The organism is Desulfothermus sp. (assembly GCF_053993635.1).
Window position 1 is genome coordinate 1 of the sequence record NZ_JBMYBT010000008.1, and the last position, 19,661, is coordinate 19,661.

The window sequence follows — 19,661 nt, forward strand, 5'->3', positions numbered from 1 at the left end:
GAAATAAAGAAGCTTGCAGAAGATATGTTAGAAACCATGTATGAAAATAAGGGTATTGGCCTTGCTGGACCACAAATTGGTATTTTAAAGAAAATCGTCACAGTGGATATATCTGGACCTGAGAAACGGGAAAATCCCATGGTATTAATTAATCCTGAAATTTATGAAAAACAAGGGGAAGTTGAGGGAGAAGAAGGTTGCCTCAGTTTCCCAGGATTTAGATGCAACATTAAACGAGCAGAAAAGATCAAATTGAGGTTTCTGGATCTAGAAGGCAAAGAGCATGATATTTCTGCTGATGATTTGCTTTCAATTTGTATTCAACATGAGGTGGATCATTTAAATGGTAAATTAATTATAGATTATGCGGGAAAATTAAAAAAAGCTATGTATGAGAAAAAATTGAAAAAAATACGAAAAAGGGCCCAAAAAAGATGAGGATAGTTTTTTTTGGCAGTCCTGATTTTGCCAGGATTATTTTAGAAAAACTCCTTTTATGGGATGGAGGAGAAGTAACATTAGTGGTTACCCAACCAGATAAAAAGGCTGGTAGGGGGCAGAAAGTTACATCTACTCCAGTGAAAAGATTGGCCATTGAGCATAAAATAGAAGTAATTGAGCCCAAAAATTTAAAGAATGATGGGATAAAGGCCAGATTAAGAGATGCTAAGGCTGATTTATTTATCGTTGTAGCCTATGGTCTAATTATACCTGGTGACGTTATTTCTATTCCCACCTTTGGTACTGTGAATGTCCATGCTTCGCTGCTACCAAAATACAGGGGTGCGGCCCCAATCCAGTGGGCAATCTTAAATGGAGAAAAGGTAACTGGTGTAACTATTATGCAAATGGATGAGGGGTTAGATACAGGTCCAATTCTGTCTCAAAAGGCCCTTGCAATAGGTATAAATGATACTGCCAAAGATTTACATGATGAATTGGCAAAATTAGGTGGAGAACTTTTGATTAAGACCCTGGAAAAAATAAAAAAGGGAAGGGTCATCCCAATAAAACAGGACGATAGCTGTGCCTCTTATGCCCGTAAACTTTCTAAGGATATGGGATTTATTAATTGGAAAGATTCAGCGATAAATATCCACAATAAAATAAGGGCGCTGTATCCATGGCCCATGGCTTATTTTAATTTTCAGGGTAAGAAAAAGTCAATAAATGTCCAGGTTTATCCAGGAAAGATAGGAAATGAATTATCACGAAGAGTTAGTCCTGGGGAAATTTTAGGTATTAGAGATGGTTTTTTGGAAATAGCATGTATGGATAGATCCTATTTGGTCCCAAAATTAAAGCCTGAATCTTCAAAGGTGCTTACAGCTGAGCAATTTGTATGTGGTTATTTAGCTAATAAATCATAGTTATTTATGGATGACAATTTATATTCAAAGCTAAGTGAAAAGATTCAAAGTGAGATTTCTGTTAAAAAGAGGATATTTATATCCTTACTTCTTGTCTCTTCTACCTTTATTATAATATTTTTACTTTTCTTTTGGTTGATTCCAGTAATTGGGCTATCCAATATCCATCCCATTGCACCAATTCTCCTTGGTATTTTGGTTTTTTCTATTATCCTGCTAGTTATGTGGAGTTCTAGTTCTTTAATTTTTTCTATATTGTTTAAAAGACCAGTGCTTTTTTCAAGAAAAACCAGGGGGCTTACCATAAAGTTGTTTTTGCCATTAATGACCTTTGTAGGTGAGATCTTAGGTGTATCAAAAGAAAAGGTTCGGGCATCTTTTATAAACATAAACAATGAAATGGTATTAAATGAAGGAAACAAATATGCTCCAAATAGAGTCTTAATTTTGCTTCCCCACTGTCTGCAAAATAGTCAATGCAATAACAGACTCACATACCACATTGAAAATTGTAAGAGGTGTGGAAAGTGTCCTGTTGGAGATCTCCTTAAATTAAGGGATGATTATGGTGTAAAAATGGCCATTGCCACAGGTGGTACCATTGCCAGAAGGATTGTAGTGGAAAATAGACCAGAGTTTATTATTGCTGTTGCCTGTGAAAGGGATTTAGCATCTGGAATTCAAGATACATATCCCTTGCCTGTATTTGGAATATTAAATGTAAGGCCGTGTGGTCCATGTATAAATACACTTGTGTCCATTGAAAAAGTCCGGTGGGCCTTGGAGATGTTTGTGAAAAAGCACCATGAAGGGTAGTAAGAAATTGTCTTCGAGGGAAATTGCAATTAATGCTATTATTAAAATACAAAAGGGCATGCATATTCAGCATGCTCTGGATTTGGCCCTGCAAAATGTTCAAAAAAAACAGGACAAAGCCCTTATAACAGAACTAGTTTATGGATATTTTAGATTAAGGGAGCGACTTTATTTTATTTTAAAGTCCAGGATAAGAGGTCAATTTAAAAAACTACCCAAAAAATTTCTTATATCCATGAGTCTTGCTGTTTATGAAATTTTATACCTTGATAGAATTCCAGATTATGCGAGCGTTAACTTTTATGTAGAATATATAAAAAAAAGGATAAGTAGAGGGCTAACATCTCTTGCAAATGGGGTACTTAGGACTATTTGCAGGAATAAAGATGAGTTTATATCACGGGAATTTTATATTAAAAATACAGGTTCCATGGAAGAGTTTTATTCAATATATTATTCATTGCCCTTATTTTTAGTGAAAATTTTAATTTCTCAATATGGTGATAAAAATGCAGAAATTTTTTTAAAAAAATCTGTGTGTAAGCCATTTATTGGAATACGGATAAATAAAAGGAACAAATCAAGTAAAGAGATAATAAACTTATTAAATAAAAATAATCACATTAAACAAAAAATAAACAATAGATTGTATGCTCTGGAAGATAGTCATGAAATAGATATTGAATATTTTGAAAAACAGGGAATTATTAGTAGAAAATCTTTTGAATCCCAGAAAATACTAATAGATTTACATTTTAATAATTGGAACATTCCAATCTGGGATATGTGTGCTGGTTTTGGGGGAAAAACAACTTTTTTATTAGAGGAAGATAAATTGCCAATATGGGCAAGTGATATTGATATAAATAGGCTTTTGGGATTAAAAAAAGAGCTATTTCGTCTAAAATTAAATGATATTCCTATTTTTGTTTTAGATTGTACAAAGGTAAGTCCTTTAAAAAAGAACCCATCTACTATACTCATTGACAGCCCTTGTTCAGGACTTGGAGTTATATGCAGAAGACCTGATCTTAAATTGCGTATTGATGATATTTTTTTAAAGAACATAATGAAGTTACAGAAAAAATTATTGAATTTGGCCATAAAAATAGTGCCAAAGTATGGAAGGATTGTGTATATAACTTGCACTTGGAATAGGGATGAAAACGAAGCACAGATGCAAAGACTAATGCAGGATAATAAGGGTGTCAAAATTGAGATAGAAAAAGAGGTTAAAATAGATTTTGCTGGTGATTTGAGGGAATTTTTTTATGGAGCATTGCTTGTAAAAAAATAGTTTTATGAGAGGGTTATATGCAATATGAAGAAGTTAAGTTAAAGAGGGTTTTTGTGTTGAGATTGGAACAGGGTGAAGTTGTCCATAAGACCATTGAGAATTTTGCAAAGGAAAAGGGAATTAAGAGTGGAGTACTTCTTATGTTAGGGGGAATTGATCATGGAAGCAGATTAGTTGTAGGGCCTGAGGACGGAAGCAAAAGACCAGTTGTCCCAATGTATCAGGCTATTGATAATGTAAGGGAAGTTTGTGGGGTGGGCACTATTTTTTTAGATGATGAAGATAATCCCCTATTACATATGCACATCTCCACAGGGAGAGAGGATAGTACTATTACAGGATGTATTAGAAGTGGTGTTATAACCTGGCAGATATTGGAGGTTGTTTTATTTGAATTGGAGTGTAGGGATGCACGAAGAAGGTTGGATCCAGAACTTGGGTTTAAGCTTCTTCAGATAACAGGTCTAACTTAAGTGAAATAATAACTTTAACCAGAGAGGCATCAGAGAAGTTACACACAAAACAGCGCTAAACCCTATGCCTAAAAACCACTGTAAAAATGTTAATCTCTTATCCATAGCATTGAATCTCGCATCCATTTCTCTATGTAAGGCCTCGAATCTTTTGTCCATGGCCTCAAATCTTTTGTCAACAGCTTCGAATCTAGCATTCATTTCTCTATGTAGGGCTTCGAATCTTTTGTCAGTAGCTTCAAACCTGGCAGCTATTTCGTTTAGGAGGGCATTGAATTTCTTATCCATGGCTTCAAATCTAGCTGCATCCATTTCCCTTAAGGCCTTAAGTTCCTCTTCCACCCTAATAACGCGTTCCATTAAGGAAAGTTCTTTGGCCCGTTGTTCATTTAAAAGAACAAATTGTTCCAGTTCTTTTTTAATGAATTTGCTTACATATTTTTTGAGATATTCTTCTAGTATTTCTGGTGGAATTTGATGAGTGGTATTGTCTGATTGTGTAACATTTGTCATGCTATAAAATCTATTTTAAATATTTTTTTAAGTCAAGAATTCTCTGTTCATTTTTTGGCTATTTATCACTTGAATTTTTTCAACTTTTAAATTAATTTATTAACACATGGGCGGTTAACTCAGTGGTTAGAGTGCCACCTTCACACGGTGGAAGTCCGGGGTTCGAATCCCTGACCGCCCATTTTTTATTTAAAACTACAAATAACTAAATATTTAATAATGTCCATCCTTTAATTTTTTTGTTCTCCAGACATTTTAATTATATGCATGTTGTGTTGTTTGAACCAGAAATTCCGCCTAACACAGGTAATATAGCACGCCTTTGCGTAGCTACAAACACACCTCTTCACTTGATTGAACCTCTGGGATTTAGCTTAGAAGACAAATATTTAAAAAGGGCAGGACTGGATTATTGGCCATATTTGGAGCTCTTTGTTTGGAAAAATTGGGATGCTTTTTTAAAGGATGTAAAACCTGCTCCAGAGAAATTGATTTTCACCACAAAAAGGGCAGAAAAATCAATATATGAACACAAATTTTTAGGAGATGAATTTCTGGTATTTGGCCCTGAGACAAGGGGGCTTCCTGATTATCTTTTGAACTTATATCCCCATAAAGTCAGTATTCCAATGTGGGGGAAAACCAGGAGCTTAAATCTATCTAGCTCTGTTGCTATTTGTGTGTATGAGGCATACAGGCAGGTAAAAAAATGGAGCACAAATAAATGAATATTTTTCTTTATTTTGTTGCGTTTTTATTGGATTTAATCTTTAAGGATGTAGAACTCTGGCCTCATCCTGTTAGATTTATTGGAGAACTTTTAAATAAATTAGAACTTATATTCAGAAATCAAGACAAAATTTCTTTGAAAATTGCAGGTATTTTTTCGTTAATTATTTCCTGTATGGTGGTTGGGGGTGTAGTGTTTTCTCTAACATCCCTGCCTTTTTTAGGAGTCGTATTAAGTTTGTATTTTGCATATGCAGGCTTATCCCTTGGAGGGCTTATTGAGAAAGGCCGTGAAGTTATAGATTTGTGTAAAAAGAACAATATAGATGGTGCAAGGGAAAAACTATCTTATTTGGTTAGCAGGGAAACATCTAATATGGATGAGAAAGAGATATTAAAAACCCTATCAGAAACCCTTAGTGAAAATATAAATGATGGTTTTTTTGCCCCTTTTTTTTACTTGCTTATAGGCGGACCTGTACTTCTCTGGATTTATAAAACAGTTAGCACCATGGACTCCATGTGGGGCTATAAAAATGACAGATGGAGAGAACTTGGATGGGCAGGAGCAAAAATGGATGATATCTTTGGATATATTCCAGCCAGGATTAGCTTTTGGTGTATGTTTTTGTTTTATTTTATAAAAACTAGAGATATTCATTTTTATAAAAAGGTTAAATTGGCCATTGAGGATGCAAAAAAGATGGAGAGTCCAAATGCTGGATGGCCAATGGCTGCATGTGGAATCATATTTGATTGTGAAATGGGGGGCAGAGCTATATATTTTGGGAAAACAAAGATAAAGCCCAAAATAGGTGGACAAAAAAATTGGAGTCTTTACGATGTAGAAAAATTACTTGATTTTCTTTTGTTGTGTGGTGTTTTTTCTTGTGTATTATTATTAAGTATTAGAGCTCTTTTATGAGAAGGTTTGCCTATTATTCACTGTTTGCCTCTATAATTACAATCGTAATAAAATTCAGTGCATATTTTATAACCTCCAGTATAGGTATTTTATCAGATGCACTTGAATCATTTATCAATCTTTTTGCCAGCATAATCTTAATCTATTCTGTTACTGTTAGCCAGCGTCCAAGTGACAAAGACCATTTGTATGGCCATGGTAAAATAGAGTATTTATCCAGTGCATTTGAAGGTATTTTAATTCTATTAGCTGGCATAGGTATTTTATATGGGAGCATTGATAGGATAATTAATCCGCACATTATTTCATGTATTGGATATGGAATATTTTTATCCATTATTTGTGGGGCAATAAATTTTTTGACGAGTCTTATTTTGTTTAAAGGTGCCAAAAAATTTGATTCAATTGCTCTGGAAGCTGATGCAAAACATCTATTAAGTGATGTTATGAGTACAGTTGGACTAGTTGTTACCCTTTTTATAATGTATTTAGATCCTAAAAAATTATGGTTTTTAGATCCTATTATTGGAATCTTTATTGGTTTAAATATTTTAAGGATGTCTTATCCTGTTTTAAAAAAATCAATTTCAGGTCTTATGGATTATACATTGCCAGATGAGGAAATAGAAAAGATAAAATCCATAATAAAAGAGCATAGAAAAGACATTGGTAAGTGGCATGGTCTAAAGGCAAGAAAATCGGGATCTAAAAGATTTATTGAATTTCATCTCTTGGTCCCTGGGGAGATGAGCGTAAAAAAGAGCCATGATATATGTTGTGAGATAGAAAAAGACATTCAAAAACACCTTCCAGGCTCCCACGTAATAATCCATGTGGAACCAGAAGAGGATATGGTTTCATGGGATGGAAAAATGGTTGGGGGTCTAAGTCCTACAGACGAGTGAGTGTCCTTTAGCATGTCTCAAATTTCTTGACTGGAAGATTTTTTTAACTTATTAAAGCTTGATTGTTAAATTTTTTATTTGCAATGGATACAGGCAAAGGAGAGGTTTTGGTTTAAAATTAATTTTGTGGACAGTGGATAGCTGATAGATGGGAAAGGACCACTGGGTCAAGGTAACAAAAATGGATAGATTTTAATATGTTTAAGGAGTGAAAATTGAGTAGTACAGAGGCAAAGAGTAGCTTATTAAAACAAAGGTTTGAAAAGGCAGAAAAATTAGAAAAACAAGGAATAAATCTCTTTCCAAACACATTTAGAAAAAAACACGATATTATTGAGATAAAAGAAAAGTATAAGTCATTATCAAATGAAGAACTTGAAAAGGTTGAAGAACAAAGTGTGATAGCTGGAAGGTTGATGGCTGTAAGGTCATTTGGAAAGGCAACTTTTGCGCATATACAGGATGGGTCTGATAGGATTCAGATATTTTTGCAACAAAAAGAGCTTGGTGCTGACAAGTATAAATTTTTCAAAAAGCTGGATATTGGTGATATAATTGGTGTTATAGGAAAGCCCTTTTTAACAAAGACAGGAGAGCTTACCTTAAATGTAAGTGATTTTGAATTAGTGACCAAGTCTCTTCGCCCTCTTCCTGAAAAATTTCATGGCCTAAAAGATGTGGAGGCGAGATATAGGCAGAGGTACGTTGACCTTATAGTAAATCCAAAGGTTAGAGAGATCTTTAGGACCAGGACTAAAATACTAAAGTTGATTAGACAATATTTAGACGAAAGGGGGTTTATGGAAGTTGAGACCCCTATGATGCAGGTTATTCCAGGGGGTGCTACTGCCAGACCCTTTGAGACATATCATAATGCCTTGGGAATGAAGCTTTATTTAAGGATAGCTCCTGAGCTTTATTTGAAAAGATTGTTGGTTGGTGGGTTTGAGAAGGTTTATGAAATCAACAGGAATTTTAGAAACGAAGGAATATCAACACAGCACAATCCTGAGTTCACAATGTTGGAATTCTACATGGCATATGCTGACTACAATGATTTGTTCAAGATAACAGAAGATATGTTTTCTTATCTGGCTCAGGAGATTTTGGGGTCACAGAAAGTAAATTATCAGGGAAATGAGATAGATTTAACCCCTCCCTGGAACAAACTCAGTTTTTATGAATCACTGGAAAAAATAGGTGGGCTTTCCAAAGATCAATATCAAGATATAGAAAAGGCAAAAAATCTGGTGCGGGAACTTGGGGAAAATGTAAAAGAGTATGAGAGTCTTGGAAAAATTCAAACAAAACTCTTTGATCTTTTGGTGGAGCCAAAGTTAATACAGCCCCATTTTATATATCACTACCCAACTGAAGTCTCTCCCCTATCCAGACGCAATGACAAAGATCCATCAATTACAGACAGGTTCGAGCTCTTTATTACAGGAAGGGAGATGGCAAACGCTTTTTCAGAATTGAACGATCCCAGGGATCAAAAAAAGAGATTTGAAGAGCAGGTAAAAGAAAAGGCCAAAGGAGAAGAAGAGGCCCATTTTATGGACCAGGATTATGTGCGTGCCTTAGAATATGGTATGCCTCCTGCTGCTGGTGAAGGGATTGGAATTGATAGGCTCGTTATGTTGTTTACTGATTCTCCATCTATAAGAGAAGTGATATTGTTCCCTCTACTTAAGCCAGAAAAAGATAAGTAACATATGTCATCCTTTGAGCTTTTTGTTGCCACTAGATATCTTTTAAGCCGTAGAAAACATAGCTTCATATCTGTAATATCTGTTTTTTCCATTGCAGGTATTGGACTTGGAGTAGCTGCCTTAATTGTTGTTTTAGGTGTTATGAATGGATTTTCCAATAATCTTCAGGAAAAGATTTTAGGTGTCAACGCTCATCTAATAATCACCAGTGTGCAAGGTCCTATTGCAGATTATAGAAAGGTATGTGAGAAGGTAAATAAGGTTCAAGGTGTAAAAGGGGCAATGCCTTTTTTGTACACTGAAGTAATGGTGAGTTCCCAAAATGGCGTTAAAGGAGTTGTTTTAAGGGGTATTGATCCTGATTTAGCCAAAAAAGTTTTGAGGCTAGAGAAGGATTTGGTTGTGGGTTCTATAGATGATTTGTCCCCCTCTTCTATCCCACCAGTAATTATTGGAAAAGAGCTTGCCTTTAAACTGGGATTGGGAAGGGGAAGTTTTTTAAATATTTTGAGTCCCACTGGAGGAACCTCTTCCTTTGGATTTATTCCCAAAATCAAGGCATTTAAGGTAGTAGGGATATTTGATACAGGCATGTATGAATATGACTCTTCTCTGATTTATACAAATATACCTTCTGCCCAAAAATTAATAGGATTTAAAAGAGATGTAGTATCTGGCATTGAGGCGAGTTTATATGATGTATATAAGGCACCAGATATAGCCAGGCACCTTAGAAAAATCCTTGGCCCTACTTATTTTATTCAGACCTGGATGGATATGAATAAAAATTTGTTTTCCGCCCTGAAACTTGAAAAATTTGCAATGGGCGTAATTTTGGCAATGATTGTCTTAGTGGGGTCTTTTAGTATAATTACAACCCTTTTTATGCTTGTTATGGAGAGGAAAAAGGATATAGCTATCTTGATATCAATGGGTGCCACAAAGAGAGAAATCAAAAGGATTTTTGTCTTGCTGGGCAGCTTAATTGGTTTTGTTGGGACTTTTGTTGGATATATATTTGGATTAGGGCTTGGATACCTTATTGAAAAATATCAATTTATAAAATTGCCCAAGGATGTTTATTACTTAGATCACCTTCCAATTGAATATAGTTCCTTAGACCTTGTGCTTATAGGGGTCGTGGCGATGTTGCTCTGTTTCTTAGCTACCCTATATCCAGCATCCCAGGCAGCAAAGGTAGAACCAGCGCAGGTGCTAAGGTATGAATAAACTGTTATATAAAGTAGAAGGTGTGACTAAAGATATTGTATTGCCCAATGAAAGATTAAGTATTTTAAAGGGAGTAAATTTAAATATAAAAAAGGGCGAAAGCGTCGCTATTGTGGGTGCCTCAGGATCTGGAAAAAGTACTTTGTTGCACATACTTGGGGGACTAGATAGACCAAGTTTTGGAAGGGTTTTTTTTAAAGATAAGGATTTGACTTTAATGGATGATGCTCAAATGGCCTTATTTAGAAACAAATATATTGGCTTTGTGTTTCAGTTCCACCACCTCCTCGCTGAGTTTAATGTATTGGAAAACGTTGCCATGCCTATGATTATAAGGGGAATTAAGAGAAAAAAGGCGTATAAAAGGGCTATTTTTGTGCTTGGTTTAGTTGGTATGGAGAAAAAGAAGAAACAGATGGTAAATACCTTATCTGGTGGTGAGAGGCAACTTGTAGCCCTGGCTAGATCACTTGTAGGAGAGCCTGAAGTAGTGCTTGCTGATGAGCCAACAGGTAATTTAGATGGAGAAAATGCTGCAAAGGTGGGGGAAATATTAAAAAATTTAAATCGAAATATGGGACTTACAATAATAGTGGTGACCCATAACATGGAGCTTGCTAATCTAATGGGACGGGTTTTAAAACTTAAACATGGGAAGATCCAATGAGAAAAATCTTTGTTTTTTTTATAGTTATGAATGTTTTTCTGGCCTCCTTTGCATATTGCAAAACAAAAACTATCTTAGTCCTTCCTTTTGGATATAATGGATCTCCTAAGTATTCTTATTTAGTAGAAGATTTGCCAAAGCTCATAAAAAAAGAGCTGGAAAAAAAGGGGTTTTCTGTTTTTCCATTGCAAGATACTATGGCTTTACTACGAGAGCAGGGGATTACTGAACTAGATTCCAGCATTGTTAAAGACCTAACAATTTTGGCTGGGGCAGATTTTGGATTGTATGGGAGCTTCACCCAGATAGGTGAAGGTTTTAGCATTGATGCCATGGTGGTTGATCCTTATGAATTGGGAGGTACCAGGACGATTTCCATCTCAAAGAAGGCCATACTGGATTTAATGGGTGCTTTATCATTGTTGGCGCAGCAGGTAAAAGAGGCTGCATATCACAAAATGGTAATTAAGGATATAAAAGTTAAAGGAAATAAAGTCTTGGGTTCTGATGTTGTTTTGATGCGGTTAAAAACAACTAAAGGTAGTGTGTTTGATTTAAAAACAATAGATGAGGATATAAAAAGGTTGTATAAAACTGGGTACTTTGATGATATTTCTGTGGATGTACAAGATACAGTAGATGGGAAAATAGTTACTTTTATTGTAAAAGAAAAGCCCATTATAGGGACAATTGAGATAAAAGGGGCCAAAAATATTGATAAAGATGATATTTTAGAGGCTATGGATACAAAGCCTAAAGGACTTTTAAATCTAAAGGTACTCAGTTCAGATCTAGAAAAAATAAGAGAATTGTATAAAAAGAAAGGTTATTATAATGTAAAAATATTGTATAAGGTAAAGAAAATATCTGTTGGGAGAGCAGAACTTGTCTTACATATTCAGGAAGGTAAAAAGCTCTATATAAAGAAAATCACCATAAAAGGAGTTAAACAACTAGACGAAGATGATGTTAAGGATGTCTTGGCCTTAAAGACCAGGGGCTGGTTTTCATGGTTAACCGGAAGTGGAATATTTAAAGAAGAGCTCTTAGACAGGGACGTTGCTGCAATTGAGGCATTTTATGCAAATAGGGGGTTTGTGGATGTAAGAGTAGGACAGCCAAAGGTAGAATTTAAAAAAGATGGAATTTATATTACTTATACAGTGGTTGAAGGTCCCAGGTATAAGATAGGTGATATAAAGTTTAAAGGAAATTTAATAGTATCTAAAAAAGAACTTTTAAATCTTATTAAATTAGACGACTTAAAGAAAAAAGATAAATATTTTGATAGATCAGTACTCAGAAAGGATTCAGAGGCCATTAGAAAATTTTATGCTGATTATGGATATGCCTTTGCCGAGGTCAATGTAGATATTTCCAGAAATTTAGAACAAAAAAGGGTGGATGCTATTTTTAACATAATAAAGAGGCAGCTGGTATTTATTAACAGGGTTGAAGTGGAAGGAAATACCAAGACCAGAGAAAATGTAATAAGGAGATATCTTGCGATTTCAGATGGAGATAGGTTTAGTGCAAAAAAGATTGATTTTTCAAAGGAGATGTTAACAAAGCTGGATTATTTTGAGGAAGTAAATATAGAGACAATTCCAACAAAAAAAGAGGATGAGTTAGATCTAAAGGTCAAAGTTAAAGAGAAAAGCACTGGTTTTTTTAGTGCAGGTGCAGGTTATTCAAGTATAGATAAAGTATTTTTTACAGGTAAAATAACAGAGAGAAACCTCTTTGGTAGGGGATATCAACTCTCTTTTCAAGGCAGCTTTGGAAGCTCTTCCTCATATTATTCTTTGAGTTTCTGGAATCCAAGCTTATATGATGGTCCCCTTGGTATAGGCACTGATCTTTATAATACAGAGAGGGAATATGATGACTATACCCTGGCTAGAAGTGGTGGTTCCCTGAGATTTGGATATTCTGTTGGAAGATTTTCCAGGCTTTATTGGAATTTTTCCACAGAAAAGTATAAGATTTATGATATTGATGAGTTTGCAAGTGATGAAATAAAAGACATAGAGGGAAGTAACTGGGCAAATTCTATATATGGTGCCCTTGTTAGAGACTCAACTAACAGGAATTTTAATCCAACCAAAGGGACTTTAAATAAGATATCCCTAGAATATTCAGGAGGTATACTTGGTGGTGATGACAATTTTATAAAAATTGGTTATGAGTTTGCATATCATAAAAGTGTGTGGTGGAAGCTTATTTTTAATGTTCATTTTGAAATGGGTTGGGTATTTGAAAATACCGGAGAAGATGTACCAGATTTCGAGAGATACTATCTTGGGGGGTTAAACAGTGTAAGGGGTTATGATTATAGAGATATTTCCTGTTATGACAGTGAAGGTAATGATATAGGCGGCTATAAGACCTATTATACAAATTGGGAATTAACTTTTCCATTAAAAGAGGATATTGGACTTATAGGGTTGGTTTTCTTTGATGCAGGGAATGTTTGGGATAAAAATGAGATGTTCGATTTAGATCTATACAAAAGTGTTGGGTTTGGCATAAGATGGAACTCTCCAATGGGGCCATTAAGGTTGGAATATGGGTATCCCTTGGATAATCTAAAAGATAATAAGGGGAAGTTTGAATTTTCAGTTGGAACATTTTTTTAATGAATAACAATTAGGAGGATAATCATGAAAAAAATCTTATTTGTCATTTTGGTTATGTGTCTTATTTGGCCCAATGTTGTTTTTTCTGGAAATATAAAGATAGGAGTGGTTGATCTCCAGGTTGTACTTGAGAAGTGTGAAGCAGGAAAGGCAGCAATTGCAAAGTTAAAGGCCGAGTTTAAAAGCTTAAAAGACAAGCTGGACAAGAAAAAACAAGCAATAGATAAGCTAAGGGCACAAATTGAAAAACAAAAACTCATGTTAACCCAGGAAGCACAGATAGATAAGGAATTGGAATACAAACAAAAGGTTCAGGAGTTTAAGACATTATACTCTACGTATCAACAAAAAATGCGTATTAAAGAGCGTCAGCTAAGGGAACCTATTGTAAAAGAACTAGAAAAGGTACTGCAAAAATATGGTAAAGAAAGGAATTTTACTTTGATAATAGATAAGAGGAATAGTGGTGCGGTTTACAGTAGTCCCACAATAGATATCACGAAAGAAGTAATAGTTGAATTCAATAAGGCCTGGAGGTCCAGGAAAAAGAAAAAATAACATGGTTGGAAATATGAAATATAGATTAAGTGAACTTGCTGCCTTTTTAAATAGGGAATTTATTGGCAAAGATGTGGAAATATCTGGTTGTAATACATTGATGGATGCAAAAGAAGGAGAGATATCATTTCTATCTAATCCAAAATATGTAAAATATCTAAAATCTACAAAAGCTGGAGCGGTTATATTAGAGCCTTCTTATGCCAGTGATGAAAAAAATTGTATTATAAGCGACAATCCTTATCTTGATTTTGCAAAGGTAGTATCTTTATTTGCAAAAGAACAGGGAGAATTTTCTGGAGTTAGTCAGCTTTCCCATATTCATAAAGATGCAAAAATAGGTGAGGATGTGGTTATTTATCCATATGTGCATATTGGTCCAAGGGCAAAAATTGGCAAAAAGACCAGAATTTTCCCTGGAGTTTATATAGGTGAAGATGTTTTTATTGGTGATGAGTGCACAATTTATCCAAATGTGGTGATAATGGGCGGATGTGAAATAGGAAATAGGGTGATTTTACATCCAGGAGTTGTAATTGGTGCTGATGGTTTTGGATTTGCCATGGGAGATGAGGGTAGGGAAAAGTTCCCTCAGATTGGTAAAGTAGTTATTGAAGATGAGGTAGAAATAGGGGCTAATTCCACAATTGATAGGGCGGCCTTAGGTGAGACAAGGATAGGTAAAGGAACAAAAATAGATAATCAGGTTCAAATTGGTCATAATGTGAAGGTTGGTGCGAATTCAGTTATAGTTGCCCAGGTTGGTATAGCTGGTTCAACTAATATTGGGAACAATGTAATACTGGCAGGACAGGTGGGAATAGTTGGTCACATAAATATTGCAGATGGAGTTATTATAGGTGCAAAATCTGGGGTTTCTAAGGATATAAATAAAAAGGGAGTATATAGTGGCGCACCCCTAATGGAACACAGTCGTTTTTTACGGGCATGTTCTGTTATTCAGAAACTTCCTGAAATGTATAAGGAATTTAAACAGTTAAAAAATAAATTGGATTTACTTGAAAAACAGCTAAAAAGTGAGCAGGATGGATAAGTTATGGAAAAATCGGTTATGGACATACGGAAGATTTTAGACTTACTACCCCATAGATTTCCCTTTTTATTAGTTGACAGGGTCCTTGAGTTTGAAAAAGAAAAGTCCTTGGTTGCAATTAAGAATGTGACAATAAATGAGCCATATTTTCAGGGCCATTTCCCTGAATATCCAGTAATGCCAGGGGTACTTATTGTGGAGGCAATGGCTCAGGCGGGGGGAATATTGACAATAAATAGCATGGATAATGTGCCAAAGGGTAAGCTCTTTTTGTTTAGCGGAATTGAGAAAGTGAGATTTAGAAGACCAGTTTACCCAGGAGATCAGCTCATTTTAAAGGCATTTTATCTAAAGCATAAAATGAATGTCTGGAAGATGAAGACAGAGGCATGGGTTAAAGATAAACTCACAACCGATGGAATCCTCACAGCAGCACTAGTTGATAGGGGGTAGTAGATGGCAACAGAGATTCATAAAACAGCAGTTGTGGATAAGGATGCGAATATTGGAGATAATGTATACATTGGTCCTTATGCAGTAATAGAATCAGATGTGGAAATTGGAGATGGATGCAGAATAGAGCCATTTGCCCAGATTAAGAGATTTACAAAAATGGGGAAGAATAACCATATTCACTCATATGCTTGTATTGGTGGACCTCCTCAGGATTTGAAATTTAAAGGTGAAGAAAGTTATTTAATTATAGGGGATGACAATTGTATTAGAGAATATGTTACTTTAAACAGAGGGACAAAACAAGGTGGAGGCGTCACTAAGATTGGATCTAGATGTCTGATTATGGCCTACGCCCATGTTGCCCATGATTGTATTTTGTCAGACGAGGTGATAATGGCAAATGCTGCTACTTTAGCTGGTCATGTTATAATTGAGGAGGGGGCTGTTTTAGGTGGACTTAGTGCGGTACACCAATTTGTGAGAATAGGAAAATTTGCCTATATTGGAGGAATGACTGGTGTTGCTCAGGATGTTCCCCCCTATACTTTGATCGCAGGCGAAAGGGGGAGTATGCATGGACTTAATTTGGTGGGACTTAGGAGGCGCGGTTTTTCCAAGGAAGATATCAGCAATTTGAAAAAAGCATATAAGATATTGTGGAGAGAGGGGCTTAAAAAAGAGGAGGCCATTGAAAAGATTCAAGCAGAACTTGGAAATTCTGATAAGGTGAGGGAACTAATTGATTTTGTAAAAAATAGTGAAAGAGGAATAGTGCTCCCAAAAAAGAAGTAATGTAGCTTATGTCAAATATAGTTGGAATAATAGCTGGAGAGGGGGAATTCCCTTTTTTGGTCACACAAGGAGTTAAAGATACTGGAAATGAGCCATGTATTGTGGCAATAAAAGGACATACTAGGGAAGAGATATCTGCAGTTTCAGAAAATATTTTATGGATACATTTGGGACAGCTTGGAAAGCTTATAAATTTTTTTAAAAAAAATAATGTAAAGGAGATAATATTTGCAGGAGCTATAAATAAGCCCAGGGCACTGAATGTCAGACCAGATTTTAGAGCTGCAAAGTTACTTTTAAAACTTAAGTCTCATTCAGATAATGCACTATTAGAAGCTGTAGTTAATGAGCTTTTAAGTGAAGGTTTTTCTGTTATTCCACCGACAAAATATGTTCCTGCTCTCCAGACCCCAAAAGGAGTTTTGACAAAGAAAAAACCAAACAAAAGAGAAGTAGAAAGTGTAAAATATGGATGGCCTATTGCAAAAAGGCTTGGTGAAATGGATATAGGTCAGACAATAGTTGTAAAAGATAAGATGGTAGTGGCAGTGGAGGCCATGGAGGGCACCAATAATACAATACTTAGGGCTGGTACACTGGTAAAAGGAGGATTGGTTGTTATAAAGGTCTTTAAGCCTAATCAGAGCCCGGTAGTTGATCAGCCCAGTGTGGGAGTTAAGACAATAGAAGTCATGAAACAAGCAGGAGCAAGTATACTTGCTATAGAAGCTGAAAAAAGCCTTTTCTTTGAAAGAGATAGAGCAATCTCTCTGGCCAATGAATTTGGAATTGCAATTGTGGGTATTTTAGAAGGTCCAGAGGAATTAGATTGATTCATCTAAAAAATAAATTTGTTCATGGGAAAGTAATATCTTTTTTACCTGTTTACCAGATGAAAAGCCTCCTATATAGTTGTTCTTTTTTATTACTCTGTGACAGGGTATTACAATGGGCCAGGGGTTTTTATTTAAAGCCCTACCAATTGCCCTCTGTCCATTTTCTAGGCCAATTAAATGGGCAAGTCTTTGATAAGTTATAGATTGTCCAAATTTTGTATGTTGAATTAGTGTAGTGAATACATTTTTTTGAAAAGGAGTAATAATATTCCAATTAAGAGGGAGTGTAATTGGAGGATCGTGCTTTTTGATGAAATAATGGGTAAAAAATTTATGGGCTAGTTCTCCAGCCTTTGATGTTATTTTTTGTTTGAATAAACCAGACTTTTTAACTTGGGATAGAACAATTTTTAAAATAAGGCCTTTTTGGATTATCAATTCGATTTTTAAGGGTGGGAAGTAGAAGGTTTCTATTTTATGCATAAACACATTAAGCTCTTAGAGAGAATTTAACTATGAACAGGATAGTTGATAAAATTTTAGGCGTTTTTTCCAATGACTTGGCAATAGATCTGGGCACAGCCAATACCCTTGTATATGTAAAGGGTAAAGGTGTTGTTGTCAATGAACCCTCAGTAGTTGCTGTTAAAAAAGACAAAAAGGGTAATAACAAGGTAGTAGCTGTTGGGGATCAGGCAAAAAGGATGTTGGGCAGAACACCTGGTAATATAGTTGCTATTAGACCTATGAAAGATGGAGTTATCGCAGATTTTGAGATTACTGAGGCAATGCTCAGGTATTTTATATCCCAGGTGCACAACAGCAGAAGATTTGTTAGACCAAGAATTGTGATTTGTGTTCCAACTGGAATTACTCAGGTGGAAATGCGAGCAGTAAAAGAATCTGCTCAAAGTGCTGGTGCGAGGGAGGTGTATTTGATTGAAGAGCCCATGGCAGCTGCTATTGGTGCAAAGCTCCCTATAACTGAGCCCACAGCAAATATGGTGGTTGATATAGGAGGCGGAACAACAGAAGTGGCGGTGATTTCCCTTGCAGGCATTGTATATAGCAAGTCTGTTAGGGTTGGTGGAGACAAGATGGATGAGGCTATACTTCATTATATAAAAAGAAAATACAACATGTTAATTGGGCTTGGCATAGCAGAGAGGATAAAAAAACAGATTGGCTCTGCTTATCCTGGAGAATATGACTCTGAAAAAATGATTGTAAAGGGAAGAGACTTAGTCTCAGGCATTCCGCAACACGTGGAGGTTTCTGCATCTGAGATTCGCGAAGCCATATCTGAAGAGGTAAATTCAATAGTTCAGGCTGTGAGAATAACCCTTGAGCAGACACCTCCTGAACTTGCAGCAGATATAGTGGATAGAGGGATTGTATTAACAGGCGGGGGAGCCCTTTTGCGGGGATTAAATAAACTTCTTATGGAGGAAACTGAGCTTCCAATAACAATTGTAGATGACCCTTTGACTGCAGTGGTTATGGGGTCTGGAATGGTTTTGGATAACTTAGATATACTAAAAGAAGTAACAATAGAATAGTAATTAAAATAGGGTCGTTGTAAGCAGAAATTCATTAACAATAATGAATTTCTGTTTATTATTTGGATGAAAATCTGTACGCTATTTTTGCAAGCTTTGAGGTATAAAAAAGCTTATAGTTATAAAAGGTGGTTATGAAAAATTTAAAGACCCTAATGATGTGGATTGTGTTACTCACATTGATTTACTTAGGTATTTTTACATGGAATATAAAGACCCATATGCTGGATGGGATTTCCAAGCAGTGGGGATTAAATATTGTTGGCATAATTCTTCTGCCAGGAAAGTGGATACAGAGGGAGGTAAAAGATTTCTGGTTTGATTATATAGACCTCAGAAGGGTTAGAGAAGAAAATAAGGTATTAGAAAAAAAAAATAAAAAATTGGAGTTGGAAAATATTTCTTTAAAAATCAAGGTAAGGGAGTGGGAAAGGATTAGACAATTCCTTAAATTTAATTCACTTAAAAAGTGGAAATTTGTAGGAGCCAGGCTACTTTTATATAAACACAGCGACTCAGAATTTCTAAATTGTATCCTCATTGATGTGGGTGCTAAACAAGGTATAAAAGAAAATTTTCCTGTAATAGTACCCCAAGGACTTGTTGGAAGAGTTTTAAACACCTCTATGTATTTTTCTACAGTGCTGCTAATCTCTGATACTAATTCAAGGATCCCTGTTATATCTTCTGTCCATAGGATTAAAGGGATTGCCCAGGGAGTGGGAGATGAAGATAAAATGGAAGTCAAATATGTTCCAATTACAGCTGAGTTAGATGTGGGTGAAGAATTTGTCACCTCGGGCCTTGGTGGGATTTTTCCAAAAGGAATTCCAGTTGGCATAGTTGAGTCAATAAAAAATGAGCCCACTTCCTTGTTTAAAAAAATAGTTTTAAAACCTTGTGCTAGCTTCTCTAAGATAGAAGAAGTTTTGGTAATTGAGGGACCGTCTATTCAGGTTGTAGGGAACTCACAAACAAAAAGTCAAAAAAAATGAGAGCTCTCCTTTGGTGGTGTGTAGTTTTAATTTTTGGTGTTTTTTTTAAGTGTTATTTTCACGTAGATCCCTATCTGCCAGCAACAATTTTGTTTTTCCAAAAAGAGAAATATTTAAGAGGTGTGTTTTATGGAG

Annotated in this window: 21 protein-coding genes and 1 tRNA gene; 20 read left to right on the forward strand and 2 right to left on the reverse strand. The window is 35.5% G+C overall.

The window, feature by feature from the left end; genetic code table 11:
* From def to ACY2V1_RS00395, 5 genes are all read left to right on the forward strand, one after another.
* The coding region (gene def / locus ACY2V1_RS00375; RefSeq protein ID WP_461832810.1) for a peptide deformylase at nt 1-438 on the forward strand (438 nt) is incomplete at its 5' end.
* Nucleotides 435-1,370, forward strand: a complete 936-nt coding sequence (fmt, locus tag ACY2V1_RS00380; protein ID WP_461832811.1) for a methionyl-tRNA formyltransferase — start codon at nt 435-437, stop codon at nt 1,368-1,370. The genes def and fmt, both read left to right, overlap by 4 nt.
* Before the next feature lie 6 nt (nt 1,371-1,376).
* Complete coding sequence (locus ACY2V1_RS00385) at nt 1,377-2,186, forward strand: DUF116 domain-containing protein (protein WP_461832812.1); 810 nt, start codon at nt 1,377-1,379, stop codon at nt 2,184-2,186.
* Nucleotides 2,176-3,483 carry a transcription antitermination factor NusB gene (locus ACY2V1_RS00390; protein ID WP_461832813.1) on the forward strand — a complete coding sequence of 436 codons (1,308 nt, stop codon included), beginning with the start codon at nt 2,176-2,178 and terminating at the stop codon, nt 3,481-3,483. Before ACY2V1_RS00385 ends, ACY2V1_RS00390 begins: the two co-directional genes overlap by 11 nt.
* Before the next feature lie 17 nt (nt 3,484-3,500).
* A complete protein-coding gene (locus ACY2V1_RS00395; RefSeq protein WP_461832814.1) occupies nt 3,501-3,956 on the forward strand; it encodes a PPC domain-containing DNA-binding protein in 456 nt (151 codons plus the stop codon).
* Here ACY2V1_RS00395 and ACY2V1_RS00400 read toward each other — a convergent pair.
* Nucleotides 3,948-4,469: a coiled-coil domain-containing protein gene (locus tag ACY2V1_RS00400; protein WP_461832815.1), complete on the reverse strand. Its 522-nt coding sequence runs from the start codon at nt 4,467-4,469 to the stop codon at nt 3,948-3,950. The genes ACY2V1_RS00395 and ACY2V1_RS00400 overlap by 9 nt on opposite strands.
* 108 nt (nt 4,470-4,577) lie before the next feature.
* Here ACY2V1_RS00400 and ACY2V1_RS00405 point away from each other — a divergent pair.
* The 13 genes from ACY2V1_RS00405 (at nt 4,578) to ACY2V1_RS00465 (ending at nt 16,969) form a co-directional block, all read left to right on the forward strand.
* Nucleotides 4,578-4,650 (forward strand) — tRNA-Val (locus tag ACY2V1_RS00405).
* A gap of 82 nt (nt 4,651-4,732) precedes the next feature.
* Complete coding sequence (locus tag ACY2V1_RS00410; RefSeq protein WP_461832816.1) at nt 4,733-5,197, forward strand: tRNA (cytidine(34)-2'-O)-methyltransferase; 465 nt, start codon at nt 4,733-4,735, stop codon at nt 5,195-5,197.
* On the forward strand, nt 5,194-6,123 hold the full coding sequence (gene cbiB, locus ACY2V1_RS00415; protein WP_461832817.1) for an adenosylcobinamide-phosphate synthase CbiB: 930 nt from the start codon (nt 5,194-5,196) through the stop codon (nt 6,121-6,123). Before ACY2V1_RS00410 ends, cbiB begins: the two co-directional genes overlap by 4 nt.
* A complete protein-coding gene (locus tag ACY2V1_RS00420) occupies nt 6,120-7,028 on the forward strand; it encodes a cation diffusion facilitator family transporter (protein WP_461832818.1) in 909 nt (302 codons plus the stop codon). The genes cbiB and ACY2V1_RS00420 overlap by 4 nt, the downstream gene beginning before the upstream one ends.
* A gap of 215 nt (nt 7,029-7,243) precedes the next feature.
* A complete protein-coding gene (gene lysS, locus ACY2V1_RS00425) occupies nt 7,244-8,740 on the forward strand; it encodes a lysine--tRNA ligase (RefSeq protein ID WP_461832819.1) in 1,497 nt (498 codons plus the stop codon).
* A 3-nt stretch (nt 8,741-8,743) separates the two neighbouring features.
* Nucleotides 8,744-9,970 carry a lipoprotein-releasing ABC transporter permease subunit gene (locus ACY2V1_RS00430; RefSeq protein WP_461832820.1) on the forward strand — a complete coding sequence of 409 codons (1,227 nt, stop codon included), beginning with the start codon at nt 8,744-8,746 and terminating at the stop codon, nt 9,968-9,970.
* Nucleotides 9,963-10,637 (forward strand): ABC transporter ATP-binding protein, encoded by a 675-nt coding sequence (locus tag ACY2V1_RS00435; protein WP_461832821.1) that lies wholly within the window; start codon nt 9,963-9,965, stop codon nt 10,635-10,637. Before ACY2V1_RS00430 ends, ACY2V1_RS00435 begins: the two co-directional genes overlap by 8 nt.
* Entirely contained in the window at nt 10,634-13,276 is a 2,643-nt protein-coding gene (gene bamA, locus ACY2V1_RS00440; protein ID WP_461832822.1) for an outer membrane protein assembly factor BamA, read from the forward strand. Before ACY2V1_RS00435 ends, bamA begins: the two co-directional genes overlap by 4 nt.
* A gap of 24 nt (nt 13,277-13,300) precedes the next feature.
* The gene (locus tag ACY2V1_RS00445; RefSeq protein ID WP_461832823.1) at nt 13,301-13,834 is read left to right on the forward strand and encodes an OmpH/Skp family outer membrane protein; all 534 of its coding nucleotides are present in this window, start codon (nt 13,301-13,303) and stop codon (nt 13,832-13,834) included.
* Nucleotides 13,791-14,888, forward strand: coding sequence for a UDP-3-O-(3-hydroxymyristoyl)glucosamine N-acyltransferase (gene lpxD / locus ACY2V1_RS00450; RefSeq protein WP_461832824.1), 1,098 nt, complete (start codon nt 13,791-13,793; stop codon nt 14,886-14,888). The genes ACY2V1_RS00445 and lpxD overlap by 44 nt, the downstream gene beginning before the upstream one ends.
* A 3-nt stretch (nt 14,889-14,891) precedes the next feature.
* Nucleotides 14,892-15,341 carry a 3-hydroxyacyl-ACP dehydratase FabZ gene (gene fabZ / locus ACY2V1_RS00455; RefSeq protein WP_461832825.1) on the forward strand — a complete coding sequence of 150 codons (450 nt, stop codon included), beginning with the start codon at nt 14,892-14,894 and terminating at the stop codon, nt 15,339-15,341.
* A 3-nt stretch (nt 15,342-15,344) separates the two neighbouring features.
* Nucleotides 15,345-16,136 (forward strand): acyl-ACP--UDP-N-acetylglucosamine O-acyltransferase, encoded by a 792-nt coding sequence (gene lpxA, locus ACY2V1_RS00460; RefSeq protein WP_461832826.1) that lies wholly within the window; start codon nt 15,345-15,347, stop codon nt 16,134-16,136.
* A gap of 8 nt (nt 16,137-16,144) precedes the next feature.
* Nucleotides 16,145-16,969: an LpxI family protein gene (locus tag ACY2V1_RS00465; RefSeq protein ID WP_461832827.1), complete on the forward strand. Its 825-nt coding sequence runs from the start codon at nt 16,145-16,147 to the stop codon at nt 16,967-16,969.
* On the opposite strand, the gene ACY2V1_RS00470 is transcribed toward ACY2V1_RS00465, so the two are convergent.
* Nucleotides 16,961-17,455 carry a methylated-DNA--[protein]-cysteine S-methyltransferase gene (locus ACY2V1_RS00470; RefSeq protein WP_461832828.1) on the reverse strand — a complete coding sequence of 165 codons (495 nt, stop codon included), beginning with the start codon at nt 17,453-17,455 and terminating at the stop codon, nt 16,961-16,963. The genes ACY2V1_RS00465 and ACY2V1_RS00470 overlap by 9 nt on opposite strands.
* Nucleotides 17,456-17,487: 32 nt before the next feature.
* On the opposite strand from ACY2V1_RS00470, the gene ACY2V1_RS00475 reads away from it, so the two are divergent.
* Entirely contained in the window at nt 17,488-18,531 is a 1,044-nt protein-coding gene (locus ACY2V1_RS00475) for a rod shape-determining protein (RefSeq protein WP_461832829.1), read from the forward strand.
* Between the two features lie 134 nt (nt 18,532-18,665).
* Nucleotides 18,666-19,526, forward strand: coding sequence for a rod shape-determining protein MreC (gene mreC / locus ACY2V1_RS00480; RefSeq protein ID WP_461832830.1), 861 nt, complete (start codon nt 18,666-18,668; stop codon nt 19,524-19,526).
* Nucleotides 19,527-19,661 lie beyond the last annotated feature (135 nt).

What these genes read in the sequence shown, in the direction of transcription:
- fmt (WP_461832811.1), top strand. Translation starts at nt 435, where the DNA reads ATGAGGATAGTTTTTTTTGGCAGTCCTGATTTTGCCAGGATTATTTTA.
- ACY2V1_RS00385 (WP_461832812.1), top strand. Translation starts at nt 1,377, where the DNA reads ATGGATGACAATTTATATTCAAAGCTAAGTGAAAAGATTCAAAGTGAG.
- ACY2V1_RS00390 (WP_461832813.1), top strand. Translation starts at nt 2,176, where the DNA reads ATGAAGGGTAGTAAGAAATTGTCTTCGAGGGAAATTGCAATTAATGCT.
- ACY2V1_RS00395 (WP_461832814.1), top strand. Translation starts at nt 3,501, where the DNA reads ATGCAATATGAAGAAGTTAAGTTAAAGAGGGTTTTTGTGTTGAGATTG.
- ACY2V1_RS00400 (WP_461832815.1), bottom strand. Translation starts at nt 4,469, where the DNA reads ATGACAAATGTTACACAATCAGACAATACCACTCATCAAATTCCACCA.
- ACY2V1_RS00410 (WP_461832816.1), top strand. Translation starts at nt 4,733, where the DNA reads ATGCATGTTGTGTTGTTTGAACCAGAAATTCCGCCTAACACAGGTAAT.
- cbiB (WP_461832817.1), top strand. Translation starts at nt 5,194, where the DNA reads ATGAATATTTTTCTTTATTTTGTTGCGTTTTTATTGGATTTAATCTTT.
- ACY2V1_RS00420 (WP_461832818.1), top strand. Translation starts at nt 6,120, where the DNA reads ATGAGAAGGTTTGCCTATTATTCACTGTTTGCCTCTATAATTACAATC.
- ACY2V1_RS00430 (WP_461832820.1), top strand. Translation starts at nt 8,744, where the DNA reads ATGTCATCCTTTGAGCTTTTTGTTGCCACTAGATATCTTTTAAGCCGT.
- ACY2V1_RS00435 (WP_461832821.1), top strand. Translation starts at nt 9,963, where the DNA reads ATGAATAAACTGTTATATAAAGTAGAAGGTGTGACTAAAGATATTGTA.
- bamA (WP_461832822.1), top strand. Translation starts at nt 10,634, where the DNA reads ATGAGAAAAATCTTTGTTTTTTTTATAGTTATGAATGTTTTTCTGGCC.
- ACY2V1_RS00445 (WP_461832823.1), top strand. Translation starts at nt 13,301, where the DNA reads ATGAAAAAAATCTTATTTGTCATTTTGGTTATGTGTCTTATTTGGCCC.
- fabZ (WP_461832825.1), top strand. Translation starts at nt 14,892, where the DNA reads ATGGAAAAATCGGTTATGGACATACGGAAGATTTTAGACTTACTACCC.
- lpxA (WP_461832826.1), top strand. Translation starts at nt 15,345, where the DNA reads ATGGCAACAGAGATTCATAAAACAGCAGTTGTGGATAAGGATGCGAAT.
- ACY2V1_RS00465 (WP_461832827.1), top strand. Translation starts at nt 16,145, where the DNA reads ATGTCAAATATAGTTGGAATAATAGCTGGAGAGGGGGAATTCCCTTTT.
- ACY2V1_RS00470 (WP_461832828.1), bottom strand. Translation starts at nt 17,455, where the DNA reads ATGCATAAAATAGAAACCTTCTACTTCCCACCCTTAAAAATCGAATTG.
- ACY2V1_RS00475 (WP_461832829.1), top strand. Translation starts at nt 17,488, where the DNA reads ATGAACAGGATAGTTGATAAAATTTTAGGCGTTTTTTCCAATGACTTG.
- mreC (WP_461832830.1), top strand. Translation starts at nt 18,666, where the DNA reads ATGAAAAATTTAAAGACCCTAATGATGTGGATTGTGTTACTCACATTG.